This window comes from Spongiimicrobium salis (assembly GCF_043678055.1).
GTDB lineage: Bacteria > Bacteroidota > Bacteroidia > Flavobacteriales > Flavobacteriaceae > Spongiimicrobium > Spongiimicrobium salis.
The window spans coordinates 80,304-102,660 of the sequence record NZ_JBHEQA010000002.1; the positions used below are offsets into that span (position 1 = coordinate 80,304).

The 22,357-nt window shown below is 39.4% G+C and carries 20 protein-coding genes and 1 other RNA gene; 9 read left to right on the forward strand and 12 right to left on the reverse strand.

The window, feature by feature from the left end; genetic code table 11:
• Nucleotides 1-53 precede the first annotated feature (53 nt).
• The 5 genes from ACEXOE_RS09735 to ACEXOE_RS09755 all read right to left on the reverse strand — a co-directional run bounded on the left by ACEXOE_RS09735 (nt 54) and on the right by ACEXOE_RS09755 (nt 4,428).
• Nucleotides 54-224 carry a hypothetical protein gene (locus ACEXOE_RS09735; RefSeq protein ID WP_394748585.1) on the reverse strand — a complete coding sequence of 57 codons (171 nt, stop codon included), beginning with the start codon at nt 222-224 and terminating at the stop codon, nt 54-56.
• Nucleotides 225-539: 315 nt separating this feature from the next.
• Nucleotides 540-1,274 carry a LytR/AlgR family response regulator transcription factor gene (locus tag ACEXOE_RS09740; protein WP_394748586.1) on the reverse strand — a complete coding sequence of 245 codons (735 nt, stop codon included), beginning with the start codon at nt 1,272-1,274 and terminating at the stop codon, nt 540-542.
• Between the two features lie 151 nt (nt 1,275-1,425).
• Nucleotides 1,426-2,988 (reverse strand): hypothetical protein, encoded by a 1,563-nt coding sequence (locus tag ACEXOE_RS09745; RefSeq protein ID WP_394748587.1) that lies wholly within the window; start codon nt 2,986-2,988, stop codon nt 1,426-1,428.
• Nucleotides 2,966-3,376: an acyl-CoA thioesterase gene (locus tag ACEXOE_RS09750; protein WP_394748588.1), complete on the reverse strand. Its 411-nt coding sequence runs from the start codon at nt 3,374-3,376 to the stop codon at nt 2,966-2,968. The genes ACEXOE_RS09745 and ACEXOE_RS09750 overlap by 23 nt, the downstream gene beginning before the upstream one ends.
• Nucleotides 3,376-4,428 (reverse strand): glutaminyl-peptide cyclotransferase, encoded by a 1,053-nt coding sequence (locus ACEXOE_RS09755; protein ID WP_394748589.1) that lies wholly within the window; start codon nt 4,426-4,428, stop codon nt 3,376-3,378. Before ACEXOE_RS09755 ends, ACEXOE_RS09750 begins: the two co-directional genes overlap by 1 nt.
• 220 nt (nt 4,429-4,648) lie before the next feature.
• Here ACEXOE_RS09755 and ffs point away from each other — a divergent pair.
• From ffs to fsa, 3 genes are all read left to right on the forward strand, one after another.
• Nucleotides 4,649-4,747: signal recognition particle sRNA small type (ffs, locus tag ACEXOE_RS09760), an RNA gene on the forward strand.
• 77 nt (nt 4,748-4,824) lie between these two features.
• Nucleotides 4,825-5,634: an SDR family oxidoreductase gene (locus ACEXOE_RS09765; RefSeq protein ID WP_394748590.1), complete on the forward strand. Its 810-nt coding sequence runs from the start codon at nt 4,825-4,827 to the stop codon at nt 5,632-5,634.
• A 62-nt stretch (nt 5,635-5,696) separates the two neighbouring features.
• Nucleotides 5,697-6,350, forward strand: a complete 654-nt coding sequence (fsa, locus tag ACEXOE_RS09770) for a fructose-6-phosphate aldolase (protein WP_394748591.1) — start codon at nt 5,697-5,699, stop codon at nt 6,348-6,350.
• Nucleotides 6,351-6,449: 99 nt separating this feature from the next.
• Here fsa and ACEXOE_RS09775 read toward each other — a convergent pair whose 3' ends face one another.
• Nucleotides 6,450-7,847, reverse strand: a complete 1,398-nt coding sequence (locus ACEXOE_RS09775; protein ID WP_394748592.1) for a TlpA family protein disulfide reductase — start codon at nt 7,845-7,847, stop codon at nt 6,450-6,452.
• A 164-nt stretch (nt 7,848-8,011) separates the two neighbouring features.
• Here ACEXOE_RS09775 and ACEXOE_RS09780 point away from each other — a divergent pair, with 164 nt between their 5' ends.
• Together ACEXOE_RS09780 and ACEXOE_RS09785 are read left to right on the forward strand one after the other, a co-directional pair.
• Nucleotides 8,012-9,640 (forward strand): ABC-F family ATP-binding cassette domain-containing protein, encoded by a 1,629-nt coding sequence (locus tag ACEXOE_RS09780; protein WP_394748593.1) that lies wholly within the window; start codon nt 8,012-8,014, stop codon nt 9,638-9,640.
• A gap of 29 nt (nt 9,641-9,669) precedes the next feature.
• Nucleotides 9,670-10,797, forward strand: coding sequence for a hypothetical protein (locus tag ACEXOE_RS09785; protein ID WP_394748594.1), 1,128 nt, complete (start codon nt 9,670-9,672; stop codon nt 10,795-10,797).
• Between the two features lie 23 nt (nt 10,798-10,820).
• On the opposite strand, the gene ACEXOE_RS09790 is transcribed toward ACEXOE_RS09785, so the two are convergent.
• Nucleotides 10,821-11,540, reverse strand: coding sequence for a hypothetical protein (locus ACEXOE_RS09790; RefSeq protein WP_394748595.1), 720 nt, complete (start codon nt 11,538-11,540; stop codon nt 10,821-10,823).
• Between the two features lie 271 nt (nt 11,541-11,811).
• Between ACEXOE_RS09790 and ACEXOE_RS09795 the strand changes: the two genes are divergently transcribed.
• Nucleotides 11,812-12,369, forward strand: a complete 558-nt coding sequence (locus ACEXOE_RS09795) for a fasciclin domain-containing protein (protein ID WP_394748596.1) — start codon at nt 11,812-11,814, stop codon at nt 12,367-12,369.
• Between the two features lie 6 nt (nt 12,370-12,375).
• Here ACEXOE_RS09795 and pheT read toward each other — a convergent pair whose 3' ends face one another.
• Nucleotides 12,376-14,802, reverse strand: a complete 2,427-nt coding sequence (pheT, locus tag ACEXOE_RS09800) for a phenylalanine--tRNA ligase subunit beta (RefSeq protein ID WP_394748597.1) — start codon at nt 14,800-14,802, stop codon at nt 12,376-12,378.
• A gap of 162 nt (nt 14,803-14,964) precedes the next feature.
• Here pheT and ACEXOE_RS09805 point away from each other — a divergent pair, with 162 nt between their 5' ends.
• Nucleotides 14,965-16,194: a peroxiredoxin family protein gene (locus ACEXOE_RS09805; protein WP_394748598.1), complete on the forward strand. Its 1,230-nt coding sequence runs from the start codon at nt 14,965-14,967 to the stop codon at nt 16,192-16,194.
• Between the two features lie 54 nt (nt 16,195-16,248).
• Here the strand turns inward: ACEXOE_RS09805 and leuB are convergent, their stop codons facing one another.
• Both leuB and ACEXOE_RS09815 read right to left on the reverse strand, forming a co-directional pair.
• Nucleotides 16,249-17,367 carry a 3-isopropylmalate dehydrogenase gene (gene leuB, locus ACEXOE_RS09810; protein WP_394748599.1) on the reverse strand — a complete coding sequence of 373 codons (1,119 nt, stop codon included), beginning with the start codon at nt 17,365-17,367 and terminating at the stop codon, nt 16,249-16,251.
• A 1-nt stretch (nt 17,368) separates the two neighbouring features.
• Entirely contained in the window at nt 17,369-18,541 is a 1,173-nt protein-coding gene (locus ACEXOE_RS09815) for a 2-isopropylmalate synthase (protein WP_394748600.1), read from the reverse strand.
• A 147-nt stretch (nt 18,542-18,688) separates the two neighbouring features.
• Here ACEXOE_RS09815 and ACEXOE_RS09820 point away from each other — a divergent pair, with 147 nt between their 5' ends.
• Both ACEXOE_RS09820 and ACEXOE_RS09825 read left to right on the forward strand, forming a co-directional pair.
• Nucleotides 18,689-20,233, forward strand: coding sequence for a hypothetical protein (locus ACEXOE_RS09820; protein WP_394748601.1), 1,545 nt, complete (start codon nt 18,689-18,691; stop codon nt 20,231-20,233).
• Nucleotides 20,234-20,241: 8 nt separating this feature from the next.
• Nucleotides 20,242-21,102 carry a DMT family transporter gene (locus ACEXOE_RS09825; protein WP_394748602.1) on the forward strand — a complete coding sequence of 287 codons (861 nt, stop codon included), beginning with the start codon at nt 20,242-20,244 and terminating at the stop codon, nt 21,100-21,102.
• A 12-nt stretch (nt 21,103-21,114) separates the two neighbouring features.
• On the opposite strand, the gene ACEXOE_RS09830 is transcribed toward ACEXOE_RS09825, so the two are convergent.
• Together ACEXOE_RS09830 and lspA are read right to left on the reverse strand one after the other, a co-directional pair.
• Nucleotides 21,115-21,825 carry an RluA family pseudouridine synthase gene (locus tag ACEXOE_RS09830; RefSeq protein ID WP_394748603.1) on the reverse strand — a complete coding sequence of 237 codons (711 nt, stop codon included), beginning with the start codon at nt 21,823-21,825 and terminating at the stop codon, nt 21,115-21,117.
• Nucleotides 21,826-21,852: 27 nt separating this feature from the next.
• A complete protein-coding gene (gene lspA / locus ACEXOE_RS09835) occupies nt 21,853-22,347 on the reverse strand; it encodes a signal peptidase II (protein WP_394748604.1) in 495 nt (164 codons plus the stop codon).
• Between the last annotated feature and the right edge of the window lie 10 nt (nt 22,348-22,357).

The following is a 22,357-nucleotide window of genomic DNA, read 5'->3' on the forward strand; positions in this document are numbered from 1 at the left end:
GAAAAAAGCCCTAAATTGGAATTTAGGGCTTTTTTAATTTATTCGTTTTAGCTCTATTCTCGTTCAACTTCTTTCGAACCCTCTCCATCTGTTGAATTCGTATCAATCACATTCTCATAAAGCGCATCCGTCTCCGCGGTATTATTATCTTCGGAACAAGAGAACATTCCAACACTTAAAAGGACTACGGCTACTATACTGGTTAATTTTTTTAAGTTTTTCATACTGTAAAATATTAGGGTTTTTTTATTAATTTTTGTTTAGTTCTGTTTTGCTGTTTTGTTCGGTGTTAACACTGGTGTAAAACTAGAAAAGCAGAGGACCTAAAAACAGTAGCGAAGCGCTACTTTAGTGTACGTATGAGGTTTGTGAGTGTATGGGGCGTTTTTAAGAGAATTTTTAGTTTTTCAGAGGGAAACGTTAATTTTTCATGACTAAAACGCTGTTTTTGCTACAATATTCTCAAAAGGAATCCTTTTTATCCCTATCATATTCGTAAGGGCACCGAAAAACCTCCGCATGGAATTTTTTAAAGCACCTTAATTTAAGGTAGAAATAGCATTCTTGGCCATAATGTTTTTCAGATCGTCTATGTTTTCCTTATAGGATTTGGAAAAAGGCAATTGCATATTGCCGGCGGCCTTTAAGGAACAGATAGATTTCCCATAATTGATGCGCGAGACATACTGGGTGTTGATAATGTAACTTTGGTGTACACGGATGAAATTTTCCGGGAGTTTGTCTTCAAAGCTCTTCAACGTTTTAAAAGCACTGATCGTACTTCCATCCTTCATGACAAAGTCTGTGGCGTTGTTGTCTGCTTTAAGGTATAAAATTTCATCCGTGTCCAAATAATGAAAATCTTTATAAGACTTTAAACAAATGGTTTGGGGTGGGGTATCCCCGGGCAATTGTTTCTTCAGCCGAAGTAGCGACTTGCGAATCTCATACTCATTATTTGGCAATAACCAATAGTCAAAAAAGCCATTTTTTATAGCGTTGTAGGCATGATCTTTACTTTTTGACATCCCAATGAGGAGCGGGATCTTATCCGTGAACTGATGTATCTCGGATACCATGTGGAAATATTTATTGACATCCCCATCCAAATTGATGAAGGCAATGTCTGGCATAAACTTTAATATAGCATTCAATCCTTCTATACTACTTTTAGAAAGATCGGCACAAGTGAAGTCTCCATATTCTTCTAAAAAGAGTTGCAATTGAAGATTAGAGTTTGCGTTTGAGTCTATAATAATATATGTATATCCCATAGTCGTATTTCTTTTAGGTGAAATTAGCCATAGGATTTGAAAGTTGGCTATAGATTTACCATAGAATAACTATGGTTTTTCTTATAATTTACTGTAAATGAAGTTTTTGTAACAAAGAAAGTAGTGTATTCCTTTTAGAATGTAGGAAAAATCAATTCTGTTGTATTATTTGATATGCTCCGATATCGGGCAGGTTTGTGCGATCTATTCCCAAAATATCCAAGGGAACTTCTAGGGCTAAATTGGGGTCGGCATTGCCTCTGGCAACCGATTCCGGACCAATTCTAAAATCGGTTGCCTGGGCATTTAAAAAGGCTGCATCTCCATTTAAAATTATGCCATTGTAACGTGTGTTATCCATAAAATCATAGAGTGGATTCCCTTCAAATTGATTGGAAATATCCTGGAATTGGAGCAGGCAATTGGTAAAGGAAAAATTAAAGCTATTGCTGCCGTTGTCCAGCAACAACAATTCAAAAGCAGTATTCCCATTAATAATGCAATTGTTAAAGTCTGCCCGGGTAAGATCTGCTCCAAGATTATCTGCCGTATTGCTCAATTGCAGGGCAGTGCCATTTCTAAAACCGTTTCTGGAAAAATTGGCAATGGTGCTATGTGTAAAGCGGTAATCGCCGCCCAGGTTGCCATGAAAGGAGTTGTTGCCGGCATTGCCCAACACTACATTTTCGGCAATGATCCGTGCGGTACGGGCAAATAAATTAGTATTGGCACTATTGTGTACTTGGGAATTGCGCAGGCTAAGGCTTGGAGAAGAAAGATCGTTATCTCCTTGCACTAACAGGCCAATGGTAGCATTTTTAATCGTTAAATAATCAATTTCATTGTTCCTGCTTCCCGCTAAAAACCAAATCCCTGCCCATTGTCCCGGCGTGTTGGATAATTGGGGTTCTAAGCGATCTCCTTCAAAGATTACCTCGTTTTCCAGGGCTACGGGATCGGAACTCAGGCTTCCATTAATGCGAAGGGAGGCATTTTCATCCACTAAAATTCCGGAGTTTTCATGAAAGAAGACCCGTGTACCTGCTTCCATAGTTAAGGTAGCTCCGTCCGAAACTGCGGCATAGCCATAAATCACATAGGGTTTTTCATTGGTAAAATTGAGTTCGTCTTCTTCCAAAACAAAACCTTCTACATGAATCTCGTCGCCATTTTCATTGACGCCCAAAACCAGTGTCTCCGTAATACCATTGTCCAATTCCTGTGGAAAGAGAAAGATGGCATCCTGAACCAAAGTGACCAACTGTACTTCCTGAAGATTGGGGCCGGAATCAAATTCAATGGCATCGGTATATAAAAATTGATTGGTAGGGGTAGGATCAAGGGCAAAGGTGACCTCGATAAAAATAAATAGGCTATCGTTGGCCATGAGCGGAATGTTCGTAAATTCTTTTCCGGCCAGTCCGTCTACATTTAGCCGATACCCACTGTTTTCCCCCTCGCCCAGGCGTATACTGGGAATGTTAATGTCGGTATTGGTTCGGTTAAATACTTTTAACGCGCGCGTACTGCTACTAATATTGCTGAAAACCGTATCTAAAAAGACTGTATCCCTAGAAAATTCCAAAGCTCCGCTGCTCGCTTCAAAATCAAAATCCTTTCGGCAGGAACCCCAGACCAATAGGACAAGGAGTAGGGGGATAAAAGCGAGAGAAGATCGTCTTGTAGTCATCTTAAAGAGGGGAAGCTGTTTCATTGGAAAACACCTGCTTAATAGCGTTAGAAATTCGAACGGGCTTTAGGGATTTGCTGTTCAATAGGCACCATTCCGTTTCGGCCTGTACCAATAACTGCCCGCTTGTGGCATTGGACATTTCTACCACCCGCACAGAAATAGGCCCTTTAGAACGGGCAATATAGGTCTTTAAGAGCAGCGTTTCATGGAGCTTTGCAGCCCCCTTGTATGCAATGGTATGTTTTAACACCACCCATGCATATTGATCTTGCATGCTTTGCGTAGCCCTACTTTGCCAATGTTCTTTGGCAATATCCTGCATCCATTGTACGTAACGCACATTGTTTACATGGTTTAAGTCGTCCAAATCGCTTGCTACGACTTCTATGTTCTTGGTGTAGATCTCCATTATTGTTTTTTGGTGATTTTAACTTCAAAGAGTTTGTCCCAATTTTTTCCGGTGACAAAAAAGGTTTTTCGCTCTGGATGATAGGCTACACCATTTAAAACATCCAATTTATCGTGCTTGGTCACCTTCTTTTTTAAGCCTCCAAAATTCACGACGCCTTCTATGGCTCCGCTAGTGGCATCAATGATCATCATACTTTCCTTTTGCCATACATTGGCATATATTTTTCCGTCTACGTATTCCAATTCATTGGTTTTATTGAAAATAGCGGTGTTGGTCACGGTTTCAATATAGCCTTCCTCGATCAGGGTATCAGGGTTCAAGGTCCATATACGCTCGGACCCATCACTTTTAAAGAGCACTTTTCCATCGTTGCAGAACCCCCAACCTTCTTTGCTCTCCCCATAGTTGAAATTATCTATTTTCTCTAAGCTATTCACATCATAGATAAATCCAATTTTATGTTGCCAAGTGAGCATAAAGATTTTATCGTTCAAAATGGTAATGCCTTCTCCAAAAAAATTATTTCCCGGCAGTACTTTCTTTAATACTTCGCCGGTTTTATAGTTTACTTTGCGCAAAGAAGTAATGCCCTCATTTCCGCTTCCTGTACTTTCATACAAGGTATCCTTATAAAATTCCAAGCCCTGTGTAAAGGCCTCAATATCATGGGGAAATTCGTTGATGACTTCATAGGTATACAGTTCATACGGCTTGGAAGAGAGTACTCTTATTTTTTTTGAGATCTCTACCTCGGTATTGTCGTAGGCTATTTTTGCTATAAGGGTCTTGGTGCCCAGTCTTGTGATATCCAAGGTTAATTTTCCATCTGCCAAAGGAAGTTCCTGGCCATCGATAAAGTAGCGAACTCCCGTAATGTTCTTCTCTTTTTTATTTCGGATTTTTACCGGGACCACCTGCTGTTGCTGAAATTTATTTTGTTTGCCTTCCATTTGAATTTCAAACAATTGGGTAGGCGGAATATTTCCATTTCCACAACTTGAAAATGCAAGGGCCAAAAGGCTTACAAAGAGGTACTTTACAATATTCATGGAATTTTATGCTTTTTAGGGCAAGGTATCTATTTAATTCAAGAATTTAAAATAGTGAGATCTAAAATTGGTCGTATTTTCCTATCCTTTTAGGGTTTTCAATTTGAAAATTAAGGGCTTAGGGAAATTGGGGAATCGGGATTTCTTTTTTTAGGGGAAAAAGAGCATTTTGATGGCTTAAAATTAGGGCAACAAATATAAAAGGTTGTATATTTGCGGTCGGCAAGTCCTACACGACCAGCTCCTGTAGAATCCCCCAGGGTGGGAACGCAGCAAGGGTATATGGTTGTAGCGGTGCGATGTAGGTAGCTTGCCTTTTTTTGTACCCAAAAGTCTCGGAATTCTTCTCTTGAATTCTTTTAATTCACTACTTTGCAGTTGTATTAAATATCCTATATGGAAGGTAAAATTGTATTGATCACCGGAGGGTCCTCAGGTATTGGTAAAGCCATAGGCACCTACCTGAAATCTAAGGGGTTTAGGGTCTATGGAACCACACGAAATCTAGAAAAGTACGCAGATTTTACAGCATTTGAACTGCTGCAATTAGATGTTGGAAAGCCCGAAAGTATAGCCTTGGCCGTGCAACAATTGGTGGAAAAGGAGGGGAGGTTGGATGTCTTGGTAAACAATGCGGGTATTGGCATTACGGGCCCCATTGAAGAAACTCCGCATGAAGAGATATTAAAAGCGTTCGACACTAATTTTAACGGTCCCCTTCACATGATAAAAGCCGTGCTACCGATCATGAGAAAACAAGGGGCAGGCAGAATCGTTAATGTAACCTCCATTGCGGGCTATATGGGCTTGCCGTATAGGGGAATTTATTCTGCGAGCAAAGGAGCTTTGGAATTGGTGATAGAAGCCTTGCGTATGGAAACAAAAGACTTTGGGATCCACATCTCCAATTTGGCACCCGGAGACTTTGCCACCAACATTGCTTCCGGACGTTATCATGCCCCTGTTTTGGCAGATTCTCCGTATGCAGAACCCTATGGGAGGAGCCTGGATATCATGAACGAACACGTAGACGATGGGGGAGACCCCATGGAAGTAGCTAAAGTGGTTTTTAAGATTATTACTACCAAAACACCTAAAGTACATTATAAGGTAGGCGAGTTTATGCAAAAGTTCTCCCTTTTCTTAAAGAAGGTATTGCCAGATAAAGTCTATGAGAAGCTGTTGTTGAATCATTATAAGTTGTAATTTTGCACAGAATTTTGCCTTCGGAGAAAGGTTTTTTACTAACCACTTAAAATAGCATACGAATGAAATTTTTTATCGATACCGCAAATTTGGATCAAATCAGGGAAGCTCAGGAATTGGGAGTTTTGGATGGTGTGACCACAAATCCTTCCTTAATGGCCAAAGAAGGCATTACTGGAAGAAATAATATTTTAAAACATTATGTAGATATCTGCAATATTGTAGATGGAGACGTTTCTGCGGAGGTAATTGCTACCGAATATGAGGCAATGATCAAAGAGGGAGAGGAATTGGCCGAATTGCATGATCAAATCGTGGTGAAGGTACCTATGATCAAAGATGGTGTCAAAGCCATAAAATACTTTTCCGATAAGGGTATTCAAACCAACTGTACCTTAGTTTTTTCGCCTGGGCAGGCCTTATTGGCGGCCAAAGCAGGAGCTACCTATGTATCTCCCTTTATTGGAAGATTGGATGATATCTCTACAGATGGAATGAACCTTATCGCAGAAATACGACATATTTATGATAATTATGCTTTCAATACCCAAATATTGGCGGCTTCCGTTAGGCATACGATGCACGTTATAGATTGCGCTAAAATTGGGGCGGATGTAATGACAGGGCCTTTATCTTCTATTGAAGGCTTGTTAAAACACCCATTGACCGATAGCGGTTTGGCTAAATTTTTGGCAGATTACAAAAAAGGAAATTAAATGGCAGTACTGCTGTTGCGGTAATCTACAGATTTCTGTTATAATAAGAAAGGCCCAAATGGATTTCCATTTGGGCCTTTCTCTGTATATGATATTGTTTTATTTCTTCTTGAAGGATTTATCCAAACTGGCAAAAGCATTTACAATGCGTCCTTTATGGGTAATCAAGGCTTTGTAATTCATACGGTTGATGATGAGTTTATTTCTAAACTCCCTTGAATTCTCTGCTCTATATTGTAGGCTCTTGTCCAATTTGGCGGTCTCCATCATGGATTGCCAGCGTTTGGGGTCCGTGCGAATATTGATGCCTACGAATTCGTATTTGGGATGCGCTTTTGAAAGTACAGACACACGTCTGGTGATATTCCTGAAGTGTCCTTTTTGGGTACCACTCCAAAAATAAAATACGACATGCTCTTTTTGGGACAGTTCCTTAAGGCTTGTCATATTCCCTTCTGCATCTGTAACTGCCAAATCGGGAACTTCCCGTTCGGGTTGTATATTCAATAGGTTTTGATACAAGCCATCAATTTCATCCATATGCTTGTTATTGCCAGAGAACTTATGGAATTCGTCAATAAAAGCGGTATTGTTCTTTTCCGTATCATGGGCCATGATCAGGTAATCCATGGCCACGTTTCTAAACAGATTGTCCCGTAGGCCCTGTTCCTGAACCAAACTATCAATAAGATACATTTTATGCTTGTTAAAATGGAGCTCATTTCTAATGCTATAGCTGTATTTTCCTTCGCATTCATGATGGCAACCAATATAGGTCAGGTTTCTGATATGGTTCACCATATAGTCATAATAGGGCCTTAAGTAGGTAAGATCCTCATCATTATAAGAGACATTCTTTCTGTAATCATAAAAATTATCGGGCAATGCATGAAATTTGTCTTCCCGTGTTCTCATTTTATGATTAAAAGGATACAATTCTTTATGCACATAGGCATTATAATCAATACTGGCATAAGCCATTTTCAATGCTTTATCCGATAATGGAAACTCTTCATGCAATTCCCTTAACTGCCTTGTTTTAATGGAACGCAAGGAATCTATTTTACGGCTAAAATCATCGGGGTCCAACTGAAAATAGGGATAGATCACATCCTTTTCCTCTTCATTGGCCAAAAAGACTTCCAATAAGAAATTATTGATTTCTTCCCCAATACCCGTAAAGATTAGGGACTCGTCAAAATCTATGGTATTTAAGCGTAATAATAAGCTGTCCCCTTTTTCAAGGTATACATATTGTACTTCAGGCTTATGCTCAAAATAGTGAAGTCCTTCGGATATGGAATCCAAAGAGAAGGAAAACCTATTGTTCTCATCCAATTTTGCCGAATCGATAACCATATCCCCTTTGTGCAGGATAACATAATCATGCGTTGGGGTTACGATTTCACCTGCAAAAAAGAGCGTTGGGGATGGGTTTTCTTCTTCTCCACAGGCGGCAATAAGAAAAAGAAAAAGATAGAGTAAATTTTTATTCATATACTAAAAATAGCTGCTATATCGAACAAATCTAACCAAATGGAAATCTCCAGCTTGTTAATGCTGCGTTAAAAAAAATGATTTTAGGTTAATTTATAGCCCTTTTTATTGTTGGTTTCCGGGATTAAAATTCCGTATTTTTGCAAAAAATTAAATAAGAGTTTATGTTATCCGTATCTAATTTATCCGTGCAATTTGGAAAGCGAGTGTTGTTCGATGAAGTAAATGTGTCTTTTACGCAAGGAAATTGTTATGGCGTTATTGGAGCCAATGGCGCTGGGAAGTCCACCTTCTTGAGAATTCTTTCCGGACAAATAGAACCCACCTCCGGACATGTGCATTTGGAACCAGGAAAAAGGATGTCCATCTTGGAACAGGAGCACAATGCCTACGATGAATTTACCGTTTTGGAATCTGTGGTGATGGGAAACAAACCTCTTTATGCGATTAAAAAAGAAATAGATGCCCTCTATGCGGACTATTCTGATGAAAATGCAGATAAGATCGGTGAGCTACAGGTGGAATTTGAAGAGATGAACGGATGGAATGCCGATAGTGATGCAGCAGCCTTGTTATCCAATTTAGGGATTACCGAAGAATTGCATTATAGCAGTATGGCCGATATGGATTCCAAATTAAAAGTAAGGGTGTTATTGGCACAAGCCCTTTTTGGAAATCCGGATGTGCTGATCATGGATGAGCCTACGAACGACTTGGATTATGAAACCATAAGCTGGTTGGAACATTTTCTGGCCAATTATGACAATACGGTAATCGTAGTATCGCACGACAGACACTTCTTGGATTCGGTATGTACACATATTGGAGATATCGATTTTGGAAAAATGAACCTGTATTCCGGAAACTATACGTTTTGGTACGAGAGTAGTCAGCTAGCAGCAAGACAACGAGCGCAACAGAACAAGAAAGCGGAGGAAAAAGCAAAGGAATTACAGGAATTCATTAGACGTTTTAGTGCCAACGTTGCCAAAAGTAAGCAGGCAACATCGCGAAAGAAAATGTTGTCTAAATTGAATGTGGAAGATATTAAACCATCGAGTAGGAGATACCCGGCCATTATTTTTGAACGCGAACGCGAAGCGGGAGACCAGATCCTTAATATTGAAGGATTGTCGGCCTCTTCGGAAGATGGAGATCTATTGTTCCAAAATATCAATATTAATTTAGCTAAAGGAGATAAAGTAGCTATTATTTCAAGAGATTCAAGAGCCACTTCCGCTTTTTACGAGATTATTAATGGAAAAAAGAAAGCGGATGCCGGCAAATTTGATTGGGGAGTAACCACCAATCAGTCCTATCTGCCTGCGGACAATAGCGATTTCTTTACTGCAGATATCAATTTGGTGGATTGGTTGCGACAATGGGCAAAAACCGAAGAGGAACGGGAAGAAGTGCACATCCGTGGTTTTCTCGGAAAAATGCTCTTTAGTGGCGAAGAGGCTTTAAAAAAATGTACAGTGCTTTCCGGAGGAGAAAAAGTACGGTGCATGTTGAGTAGAATGATGTTGTTGCGTGCCAATATTCTGATGTTGGATGAACCCACAAACCACTTGGATCTTGAGAGCATCACCACCTTTAACAACTCTTTGAAGAATTTTAAAGGCACGGTACTCTTTACCACACATGATCACGAATTTGCCCAAACCGTGGCCAATAGGATTATAGAATTGACACCAAAAGGTAATATTGATCGTTATTTGACGTTTGATGAATATATGTCTGATAAGACGATCAAGGAGCAGCGCGAAAAAATGTACGCGGTTCCTGTTTAATGATTTTGTAGAACCCAAATCGCTACATAATGAAAACCTACACTGCTTTTAGCGGGATTTTGGCATTGCTGTTCATTTCCTGCACCTCGACCATTGAAGAACAAGATGAAAATGTAGATCTTCCTATTGACCAGGGAACGGAGGTCAATTATACCATTGTCCTGGAAAACGATGCTATTTTTTCCTCTGAAGTATTCCATGCGGATCGGATTGAAATAAAGCAAGGAGAAACGAATCCTTTTGCTGCCATGGGCGCGGCGCAATTTACCTACCAAGATGTTTTTTCTATGTCTTTTTATCGAAAAAACGAAGATTGTTCCCATGAAATTGCGCGGTATGATTTTGATACAGGACAGTCACAGACACGGGGAATGCTCTCGGATAGAGATGCTTGTAACCTTACGGTAAGTGCCATTGCACATGCTAATGATATGGCCTATATGGGATATGCCCTTATGGACCAGAATGGCGCTGAAACTTCTTTTTTTGTTCGTAAACAAGGCTTTTTGGAAAGTACTTTTGTTGACATTTCATTGGATGGGAATCCGCTTTCCATGTTGTTTTCAAAAAATCGTTTGTTTGTGTTCTCCATTAATGAAAATACCACGGATCATGTTTTGATGGTAGTGGATTTAATGAACGACAGCATTGAGGCGCGTATCAACTTAGGACAGGGCGCCAAACAGCAATTCTTAAATAGGGAAGGGAATGTTATTGTGGCTTATGACGACTTGCATCTGGTAATCAATGCCGAAACCCTGAATACAGACTCCCAAGAACGTTACAAAGAAGATGTTGCCCCCAATTTCGCAAATACGGGTTCCGCCTTTTTTGATGAAGATGATAATTTATATTTCCAAAGGCCTTCAGGAACAGGAGTACCGTTGATTCCTGCATTTTATAATTTTAATACCAATACTACGGTACTGTATTTCTATGAAAATTTCCTTTCTTCTGAGCAGTTGGAAACAAGATTTAAAATTGGAACCACAACTGTGGTGGCTTATGACAGTAAAAATGACCTGATCTTAATCGGGTACACAAAATCCGATAATGCAAGTAAAGGAGGCCTATTGCGCATTGCGCCTTCTCGTGAGATTGCCTTTTTGGACAATACGGATTTTGATGGAGTTCCATACCATATCTATATAGAATAGGTATCTAGCCATTAAAGAATGCATTACGCATTAAAGTATTTGCTTTTCCAAATGGCGGGACTAAAGTTTTTTCCAAGGGCAAAGCCGTAAAAAATGGCTATGGCCGCAACAGATTTAAAGGTAAAGAAGAAAAGAATCCAAAACTCCGCATTAGAGCCACTTTTGGAAAATAGACCTGCCGGAATCATCTTGGTCACAATGTAACTGCCCAATACCAATACAACGATAAGATTAAGGATGTTTTTAAAGGGCCACATGATAGCTCGGCGAAATGGATGAAGATCATCTCCCCATTTGTGGATCAAATAGAAATAATCGTTTCCGATAGGGGCAAAGAGTAAGGGATCGTCCTTGTCTTCCAATTTAAACAGTTTGGAAGGGGCAATGATCTTAAAACCTTTGATTTCAATTTGATGTTCTTTTTCCAAGGCTTTTATGCGTTGAATAGCCTCTTGCGGAATATTGGCCTTAAAATATTTTGAATCCAAAAACCGCAAACGATAGTTGATGCAGATTTCCTTGATATGATCAATATGGTAGATATTTTTGGTTTCCAAAGCATCAAAATCAAATCGATTTTGAATGACGGTTGACCCTTGCTGTATGTTTTTCTCGATCCGATGTTCTTTGGCGGTATCTTGTGCTAAGAACGTATAGACCTCTTGAAGAAGCATTGTTTCGGTTTTTTGCCTCTTCTTGGCTTCCGCCAATTTTCTTTCAATATTGGTTTTTTGTAGCAACATAATCTCTTCTTTTTGGCAATTACTCAAAGTTAAGGAATATACCTTCTTATTTCAACTAGAATTTTTAGCAAAAAAATCATTTTTTTTTGATTGCCCTTAGCCTTTGTGATCGTAGGTCTTCATCGATGAACGACCAAGTGAAATACAATTTTAGCCATCGTTTTAACATACTAGAGATAGCTGTTTTGCAGTTTTCATACGTATATAGTGTAGATTAACGGATTTATGATACCGTTTATCGATGCCCCATTTTAGAACAAAACAAAATAATATGAAAAACCTACAAGTAAAGTACATGATATTAGGCTTTTGGCTTATCGCTATATGTAGCACAACATCGGCCCAAATTCAAAACCAGGATAGCGATGCCAACGAAAAAACCATTATTAAGAGTACCGAAGGGTCTGAAGACCATACCACTCTTTTAGCTGCCTTAAAAGCGGCTGATTTGGAAGAAGTTTTGGATAGTGAAGGACCTTTTACCGTATTTGCACCTTCCGATAAGGCTTTTAAGAAATTACCCCAAGGCAAAATCACCGCTTTATTGAAACCTGGAAACAAAGAAGCGTTAAAGGATTTGGTGTCCTATCATATCGTTGCCGGAAACCTTAGTGCGGCAAAGATATTAAAGGCGATGTGCCGGGGTAGGGGAACTGCCACCTTTACTACGGTTCAAGGCAATAAAATAACCGCAAGCATGAAGGGTCTTGACATTGTTTTGACAGATGATTTTGGCAACACGGCCATTATTACCATGGCAGATGCCAATCAATGTAATGGAGTGATCCATGTTATTGATCGCGTCATACAACCCAAAAAGATTTCCTAAGCCCGATTAGCGCAATTCAGCTCCCAATTCCTTTTCATAGCGGAATTGAAGCTTGTTCATGATCTTGTCGATTTGCTTATCGGTCAACGTACTTTTCTTGTCTTGCAGGGTAAAGCTTACCGCATAGGATTTTTTGCCTTGTGGCAGCTTGCCGCCGGTGTAGACATCGAAAAGAGATACGCGCTGTAGCAATTTCTTTTCGGTCTGCAAGGCAATATCGTGCACTTCTTTAAAGCTTGTACTTTGGTTCAATAATAAAGCCAAATCCCTTTTTACTTCAGGGTACTTCGGAATGTCCTGAAAAACAATACGATTATAGGCTGCGATTTCGATGATCGTATCCCAATTAAAATCAGCAAAAAGGACCTCTTGTTTAATATCAAAGCCTTTGAGCAATGGTTTTTTGACCATTCCAAAAGTGACCAGATTACGCTTGTTAAAAGACAGGGAAAGTCCTTCCGAAAAAACGGCATGCTCGCAGGGAGCCTCTTTAATTTTTGTAATGCCCAATCGTTCCAGCACCATTGCAATGACAGACTTTAGATAATAGAAATCTGATTTTTTGGCCGGTGAGGACCAACTGTCTTCGTTCCGATTCCCAGTAACCAATAGACACAAATGCTTGTTTTCAATTCTTTCAGATTCCAATTGATGGTAGGTTTTTCCGAATTCAAAAAACCTTAAATTGGGCCTCTTTCTATTGCTGTTGTAGGCAATGGCCTCCAAACCGGAGAACAGCATATGTTCTCGTAAAACGGAAAGGTCTGCACTTAAAGGGTTGAGCATTTTAACGCTACTATTTTCAGTATGTCCTTCTATTAAGGTATTATGTGCCGGGTTGGTAAGGCTATTGGTCATGATTTCAAAAAAACCTTGGGCTGCAAGCATATCACCAATGGTATTTTGAAGTTTGTAGTCTTCAAATTTTCCGGTAGGCGCAATAGAGGCATTCAATTTTTCCTTGAAGGCAATGTTATTGTAACCATAGACACGTAATACTTCCTCAATGACATCTACTTCACGTTGTACATCTACCCGATAAAAAGGAATGGTAAGTCCCAGTCCGGATTCCGATACATTATTGACCTTAATATCCAAGGAGGCCAAAATGGATTTAATGGTATCTTTTGGTATTTCTTCCCCAATGAGCTTGTTCACTTTCTCAAAAGTGAGGAATACTTGATAATCATCTTTCTTTTTAGGGTAGAGATCAATAATATCCGAGCTAATATCGCCGCTGGCGATTTCCTTAATTAAAAGTGCGGCACGTTGCAGGGCGTATTCTACATTATTGATATCTATTCCACGTTCAAAACGGAAGGATGCATCTGTGTTTAAGCCATGTCTTTTTGCGGTCTTACGAATAGAAATGGGATCAAAATAGGCACTTTCCAAGAAAATGGAAGTGGTATTTTCGGAAACCCCAGAGTTTAGACCACCAAAAACACCGGCAATACACATGGGCTTTTCGGCGTCACATATCATAAGATCATCTTCATGCAATGTTCTTTCCACCCCATCCAAGGTAACAAAGGTAGTGCCTTGAGGTACCGTTTTTACTTCAATGCTATTGCCTTTAATTTTGGCTGCATCAAAAGCATGTAAAGGCTGTCCTAATTCGTGCAATACATAATTGGTAATATCCACAATGTTATTTATGGGACTTAAACCAATGGCCCTTAGTTTATTTTTTAACCAAGTGGGTGACGGTTCTACAATAATATTATTAAGGGTCACTCCACTGTAGCGCGGTGCCAAATTGGAATCTTCAACAGTGACATCTATTTTCAAAGAACGGTTCTCGACAATAAACTTGCTATTGGAGGGCGTGATCAATTCAATGGCATTATCCTGCTGTATCAACCCTGCTTTTAAGTCTCGGGCAACGCCGTAATGACTCATGGCATCGGCTCTATTGGGGGTAAGTCCAATTTCAAAGACTTCATCATTATCTATTTCAAAGATTTCGGCACATGGTGTTCCGGGGGGTAAAGCATCACTAAGCACCATAATGCCGTCGTGTCCCTCTCCAAGACCCAATTCGTCTTCCGCACAGATCATTCCATGACTTTCCTCTCCGCGTATCTTTCCTTTCTTAATGGTCCAAGATTCTCCTTCTTTGGTGTAGAGTGTAGTGCCAATGGTAGCCACAGGAACTTTCTGTCCGGCAGCAACATTTGGAGCGCCGCATACGATTTGTACGGGTGCCTCTGTCCCAATATCTACGGTAGTGAGTTTTAATTTGTCTGCATTGGGGTGTTTAATGCAACTAAGAACATGTCCTACCACTACACCTTTTAATCCGCCTTTTACAGATTCAAAAGCGGATATTCCTTCCACCTCCAAACCTAAGTCGGTTAGAAGTTCTCCAGTCTTATGGGCATCCCAATCAATATTAAGAAACTGTTTGAGCCAGTTATATGAAATTTTCACAGATAGTTTGATTTATAATCGCCCGTTTGAGGGCGAATACATTAAATTTTCAAAGATAGAACAATGCGCCAAGACATTCAACAGTATTCAATTGATTTGCTTTTATTTTTTATTGTAAATATTTAGTTGTTATTTCGATTTTTGAATTCAATGGTTTGAAATATGATGAAAGTAGGAAGTATCCTCGTATTGTGTTTGTTGTTTTTTTCCTGTAAGGAGACAAAAGTCAATGGGCCAAATGAAGGCATTTGGCGCGCCGAATTGGCAGTTATGGACAATGAAATATTGCCCTTCAACTTTAAGTTGACCACCATTGGAGCAGGCGAATATCGTATGGAGACCTATAATGCAGAGGAAGTCATAGCGGTTGATGAAATACAAATAGAAGGAGATTCCATTATCATAAAAATGCCCGTTTTTGAGGGTTATATTGCTGGAACATTTACCGAAGAGGAAATTTCGGGAAGCTTTGTTAAAGAAAGTTTGGATCGCATTGTTCCCTTTAAAGCTATTCATGGAGAAAAAGATCGTTTTTCATTGAAAAACAGTGCCAATGCTCCGACCAATGTGGCGGGCATATGGGAAACCTCCTTTAGCGAGGGGACAGAGGATCACTATATGGGCAAGGGTTTTTTTGTACAGGAAGGAAATAAAGTAACCGGCACATTTAGAACAGCAACAGGAGATTATAGATATCTTGATGGTGTCGTAGATGGCGATAGCCTAAAAATCTCTGCCTTTGACGGAGCTCATGCTTTTTTGTTTACGGCAAAAATTACCGATAGTACTTTAAATGGCACGTTCTATTCAGGAAATCATTTTAAAGAACCCTTTGTCGCCAAGAGAAACCCATCATTTGAATTGCCAGATGCAGATAGCTTGACTTTTTTGAACGAAGGTTATGATGCCTTTGATTTTTCGTTTCCCGATACCGATGGAAGTTTGGTTTCCCTAACCGATGAACGTTTTAAAAACAAAGTCGTGATTGTGCAGATTATGGGAACTTGGTGCCCCAACTGCCTCGATGAGACCAAATTTTATGTGAATTACCTCAATACACATAAAAATGAAGAGCTTGAAGTTATAGGATTGGCCTTTGAATCTGCCAAAACCCAAGAAAAAGGATTTAGGGCCATAAACCGTTTAAAGGCGAGAATTGGAGTAGATTATCCTATTCTATTGGCACAGTATGGTGGTACAGATAAGGAAATGGCACAGAAAAAACTACCCATGTTAAATCATGTATTATCGTATCCTACAAGTATTTTTATAGATAAGGAAGGAAAAGTGAGAAAAATACATACTGGCTTTAATGGTCCTGCCACAGGTGAAAAATTCGTCACCTTTAAAAAGGAGTTCCACGAATTTGTAACTAGCCTTCTTAATCAATAAAAAGGTCCTTCCGTATCGGAAATGACCTTTTTAGTTGACTAATTAAAAAATGAATTAAATAATTGTAGATTTCCCTAATCCAATGTTTTCATCATTTATGTTGAAGTAATCATCAGAATCCACAATATTGTCAGCGATAAAATCACCTACGTGATTTGTACCATATTTGCTTTTTGGGTTTAAATCTTGAGTTACGATATTTTTTTGAAGCGCCTTTTCTACGGCCAATTCTATAACCAGGGCCTCATGTTCCAATCCAAAGTGTTTTAATAATAAAGCTGCAGACAGTATAGCAGCAATAGGATTCGCGATGTCCTGGCCCTTGGCTTGAGGGTATGATCCGTGTATAGGTTCAAACAAGGCTTGCTCCTTTCCTATAGAGGCAGAAGCTAGAAGACCAATGGAGCCTCCAATAACGCTGGCCTCATCCGAAAGAATGTCTCCGAACATATTTTCGGTAAGGATCACATCGAACTGGCGTGGATTTAGGATGAGCTGCATGGCAGCATTATCCACAAACAAATAGTCTAAGCTTACTTCCGGATAACTTTCTCCGATACGGCTCACCACTTTACGCCATAAACGCGATGATTCCAATACATTTGCTTTGTCTACAAGGGTTAGTTTTTTTTGCCTTGTTTTGGCATCTTTAAAGGCAAGATGGGCAATTCGGCTTATTTCCTTCTCTTCATATTCACACAGGTCGGAAGCTGTTCTGCCGTCTTCACTTAATTTTTTTTCACCAAAGTAAATACCTCCGGTCAGCTCCCTGTAGATCACCAAATCGGTTTCGGCAATTATAGTTTCTTTTAAAGGAGATTGGTGAATGAGTTCCGGATAGGCCTTTATGGGTCTGATATTGGTAAACAGGCCCAGTTCCTTTCGCAATTTCAACAAGCCCTGTTCCGGTCTTACTTTTGCATTGGGATCATTATCATATTTAGGGTCTCCAATGGCCCCAAAAAGAACGGCATCCGATGTCTTGCACAGATTTAAGGTATTCTCCGGAAGAGGGTTTCCCGTCAAATCAATAGCAACCGCACCAACAGGGGCTTCCACAAATGAAAATTGATGGTTAAAAGCCTCTTCAATGGCTTGAAGACACTTTACGGCCTGAGCCATAACTTCAGGGCCAATGCCATCACCGGGTAAAAGTGCAATTTTTAAATTCATTTTAAGCTACGCTTTCAATGTTAATATTACTCAAGGCTAAAATTTCGAGAATGTCTTCATCAATAACTTCCTTCTTACGATCGGCAAATTTCAAAAACTCGTCATACACCATATCCAATTGCACTTTTGTAAGGTTGCACCCTACTTTCTTTGCCCTGTAGGCTAGAGCGGCCCTTCCACTACGTGCTGTAAGCACAATTGAGGATTCATTGACCCCTACATCCTCAGGGTCCATGATTTCATAAGTTTCACGACTTTTGATTACACCATCCTGATGAATTCCAGAGCTATGGGCAAAGGCGTTGGATCCTACAATGGCCTTATTGGGTTGTACGGGCATACCCATTTTCTGAGAGACCATTAAGCTGGTATCGTATAACAGCTTGCTATTGACATTGGTATCTATATTGAGATAAGGGTGTTGTCTTAAAATCATTACTACTTCTTCCAAAGAGGTATTCCCCGCCCGTTCTCCGATACCATTAATAGTACATTCAATTTGTCGTGCTCCATTGATCACTCCTGCAATGGAATTGGCCGTAGCCAAACCTAAGTCGTTGTGGCAGTGACAAGAAAGTATTGCTTTTTCTATTCCTTTCACATTTTCAGAAAGATATTTCATTTTGGCGCCATAGGCCTCCGGAAGACAATATCCTGTAGTATCTGGAATGTTGAGTACCGTGGCTCCTGCTTTAATAACTTCTTCACAGACCCGGGCTAAATATTCATTGTCCGTTCTACCGGCATCTTCTGCATAAAATTCTACATCCTCCACAAATGTTTTGGCATACTTGACCGCGCTTACGGCACGTTCAATAATGGCATCCCTGTTGGAATTGAATTTGAATTTAATATGGGAATCCGAAGTGCCAATACCAGTGTGGATTCGTGGTCGTTTTGCATGTTTTAAGGCTTCGGCAGCTACTTCAATATCTTTCTTAACGGCCCTTGTTAGACCACATACAATGCTGTTTTGTACTAGTTTGCTGATTTCGTTGACCGAAGTAAAATCTCCCGGACTGGATATGGGAAAACCAGCTTCAATAATATCTACCCCTAAATTATCCAAACGATCCGCAATGATCAATTTCTGTTGCGTATCCAATTTGCATCCTGGAACTTGTTCTCCATCCCTTAAGGTCGTATCAAATATTTGTACTTTATCTTTACTCATTATATTTACATATTTTTAAGTAGCCTATACGAATATAACAGTAGTGCCCTAGATGATTTTGGGAAATGAAATGTATTTACAATGTTAAGTTACTTTTTGGTATATATAATTAATTGATAATCAATTATTTAAATTCTATTTTTTACGATGACAAATGCCCATAAAGATGTCTTATTTGTATTGGTGAAATCCCTTTCTAAATCTGAAAAGCGACAGTTTAAACTCTATGTAGGTCGCTTGGGCGTAAATACCGATGCCAAGTTTTTGGCGTTGTTTAACCTACTGGATAAAATAAAGGAATACGACGAAAAAACGATTTTGGCCAGTGGTATTGTGAAGAAAACACAACTATCCAATTTAAAAGCGCATTTATACAAACAAATCCTGGTAAGCCTACGTTTAAATCCTGTAAATCAAAATATTAGGGTGCAGATACGGGAACAACTGGATTTTGCCACAATTCTGTACCAGAAGGGCCTGTATAAACAGAGTTTAAAAATTTTAGAAAAAGCAAAGACAGTAGCGGTTGAAAACGAAGAGAAAAATATTGCTTACGAAATTGTAGAGCTGGAGAAAATTATTGAAACCCAATACATTACACGGAGTATTCCGGATAGGGCAGATGAATTGGCCTTGGAAGCAAAAAAGTTATCAGCCCAGAACGTCATGACCAGTAAGCTGTCTAATCTTTCCCTGCAATTGTATGGTATTATGCTCAAAGTGGGCTATGTGCGTAGTGATGAAGATTACAAGAAAGTGCAGTTATACTTTAAGGAACACCTGCCGAAATACGATATCAAGGAATTGGGATTCCGAGAGAAATTATGGCTGTACAAAGCGCATTTGTGGTACAGTTTTCTCACCCAAGATTTTTTGTCCTGTTATAAATATTCCAGCAAATGGGTGGATATTTTTTATGAACAAAAGAAAATGATCTACCTAAATCCGGTTTTTTTCCTCAAAGGAAATCATTACCTCTTGGAATCGTTGTTCTATGTAAAATATAGCTCCCAGTTCAAAGAGACTTTGGAACGCTTGGAGGTAATGGTTAACAGCAAAGAATTTCCAAAGAACGACAATATTACCTCCCTCGCCTTTTTGTATATCAACTTCAATAAATTAAACCTGCATTTCTTGGAGGGCACTTTTGAAAAAGGGCTATACCTAGTGCGTATTATTGAATATGGTATTGCCAAGCATAAGAATAGAATAGACGAACACCATATTATGGTATTCTACTATAAGATTGCCTGCCTTTATTTTGGCATTGGGGATAATAAAACCTGTATTCAATACTTAAAGAAAATTATTAATAACAAGAACCTCAAAATGCGGGAAGATTTGATGTGTTTTGCCCGTGTTTTAAGCTTGGTTGCCCACTATGAGGCGGGAATGGATTATCATTTGGAAGTGCAGTTGAAGAGTACCTACAAATTTTTATTGAAGATGGACGACTTGCATGCCGTTCAGAAGGAGATGATCAAATTCTTGAGAAATTTAGGGGATATTTATCCGCATGAACTTCGAGATGAATTTCAAAAACTTCATACGGAATTGAAGAAATATGAGAATCACCCCTATGAGAAAAGAGCATTTTTATACTTGGATATCCTTTCGTGGTTAGAAAGTCATTTGCAGGATATCCCCGTGGCCGAGGTCATACGTAAAAAGGCCATGTTGCTCACTAGATAAGCCTGCTTTTGGAAAACAAAAATACCCACCTCGCCCATCTTTTTCAGATTAATCTGGCCATGGTCTTTATCAGTACCTCTGGTGCTTTGGGCAGGTATATTCAATTATCCGTGCCGGTAACCATAGCGAGTAGGGCCATTTTGGCATTTGTACTATTGTTTCTCTATTGCAAATGGAAAAAAATTTCGCTGAAAGTTGCTAGAAAAGATATTTGGCCCATTGTCGCAACGGGGATATGTATGGGCTTGCATTGGATTACCTATTTTTATGCCTTAAAATGGTCCAATGTAGCTATTGGAATGCTTTCTTTATTTACCTATCCTGTGCTGACTTCTTTTTTGGAGCCCATTTTGCTAAAGACAAAATTTCAAAGAATACATTTGTTATTGGGGATTTTAGTCCTATCCGGAATTTATTTTTTAGTGCCGAATTTTGATATGGACAATTCGTATGCCTTGGCGGTGGGAATTGGTATCCTATCGGCCTTATTTTATGCCCTTCGTAATTTAATTTTGAAGACCAAAGTAACGAATTACAACGGCTCTATGCTCATGTGTTACCAAGTGGGTATTATCGGCATCGTATTGTTTCCGTCATTTTTTGTCTTGGATGGAACGGCCATAGGCAGTCAGTGGGAAGCCTTATTGGCTTTAGCGCTTTTCACGACCGCCATAGGACATACCATTTTCTTGAATAGCTTTAAGCACTTTTCGGTAACTACAGCAAGTATTATCAGTAGCGTGCAGCCCGTATATGGGATTATCATTGGGGCCCTTTTTTTATCGGAAATACCTTCGCTCCTCACTATTTTAGGCGGAGTGCTTATTCTGAGCTCCGTAGTTATTGAAAGTATTCGTTCCTATCGTTGAAATAGGGAACGATCAGATACAAACTTTCCAGATGGCATCGTGCAGTGGAGGTGGGGCCGTAAAGTGCAACAGTTCTTTCTTTATGGGGTGGATAAAACTAAGGCTTCGGGCATGTAAATGTATGCTTCCGTCGGAATTACTCCGGTTTGCACCATATTTTAAATCCCCTTTAATAGAACACCCCAGGGCAGATAACTGTGCCCTGATTTGATGGTGTCTCCCGGTTTTTAAATCGATTTCCAGCACAAAATAGCGATCTAAACTCTTAAAAAGTCGATATTCCAAAACTGCCTTTTTGCTATCGGGAACTTCCTTAGGATAGGCGTAAGATTTATTTTGTTTCGGATTTCTTTTCAACCAATGTGTTAGCGTATCTTGTTTTTTTTCGGGCTTTTTATTGACGACCGCCCAGTACATCTTTTTTGTTTTTTTCTCCGCAAAAAGCGCATTCATTCTAGGTAATGCCTTGGATGTTTTCGTAAAAACAACAATGCCCGAAGTAGGGCGATCTAATCTATGGGGCACACCGAGGTAGACATTTCCGGGTTTGGTGTATTTCTTTTTTAGGAATTGTTTTACCACCTCGCTCAAGGGGGTATCCCCAGTTTTATCTCCTTGAACAATGTCTCCGGGACGCTTGTTGATCACAATCAAATGATTGTCTTCAAAGAGTACCTGAAGATTTTGCGGGTTGGAATGTGTATGATGGGGTGTATTGGACAAAAAATGGGTTTTAAAATGGTTTTCTGACTAGAACTCTAATTTTTTGTTTCGGAGCAAGAGAATGAAAATTAGAATAGCACCGCTAGTTACGGAGACATCAGCCATATTGAAAATCCCTGTTTTAAGAGGCCCTACTTTTATTTGAAAGAAATCAGTAACAGAACCATAGGCTACCCGATCAATTAAATTTCCAATGCCGCCACCAATGACAAAAGCAAAGGCAACAACCATCCATTTATCCAAATTCTGTTTCTTTAAAATACGGTATAAGAGAAACAAAAGCACCAATATGGGCAATGACTGCAGAAAAATAATTTTTAAGATGGGCGAGAGGCTTTGCCCAAACCCTAACATGGCCCCAGTGTTTTCTACATTGGTTAAAATAAAATTGTCGCTCAGAATTTCGATATAATCGTGGGATACTACTTTTTTACGGACAATATCCTTGGAAATTTGATCACAACCAATATTTAAGAGTACAATGAGGATAATGGTCAATCGTTGTAGGGCTTTCTTTGACATGCTTTTTTAC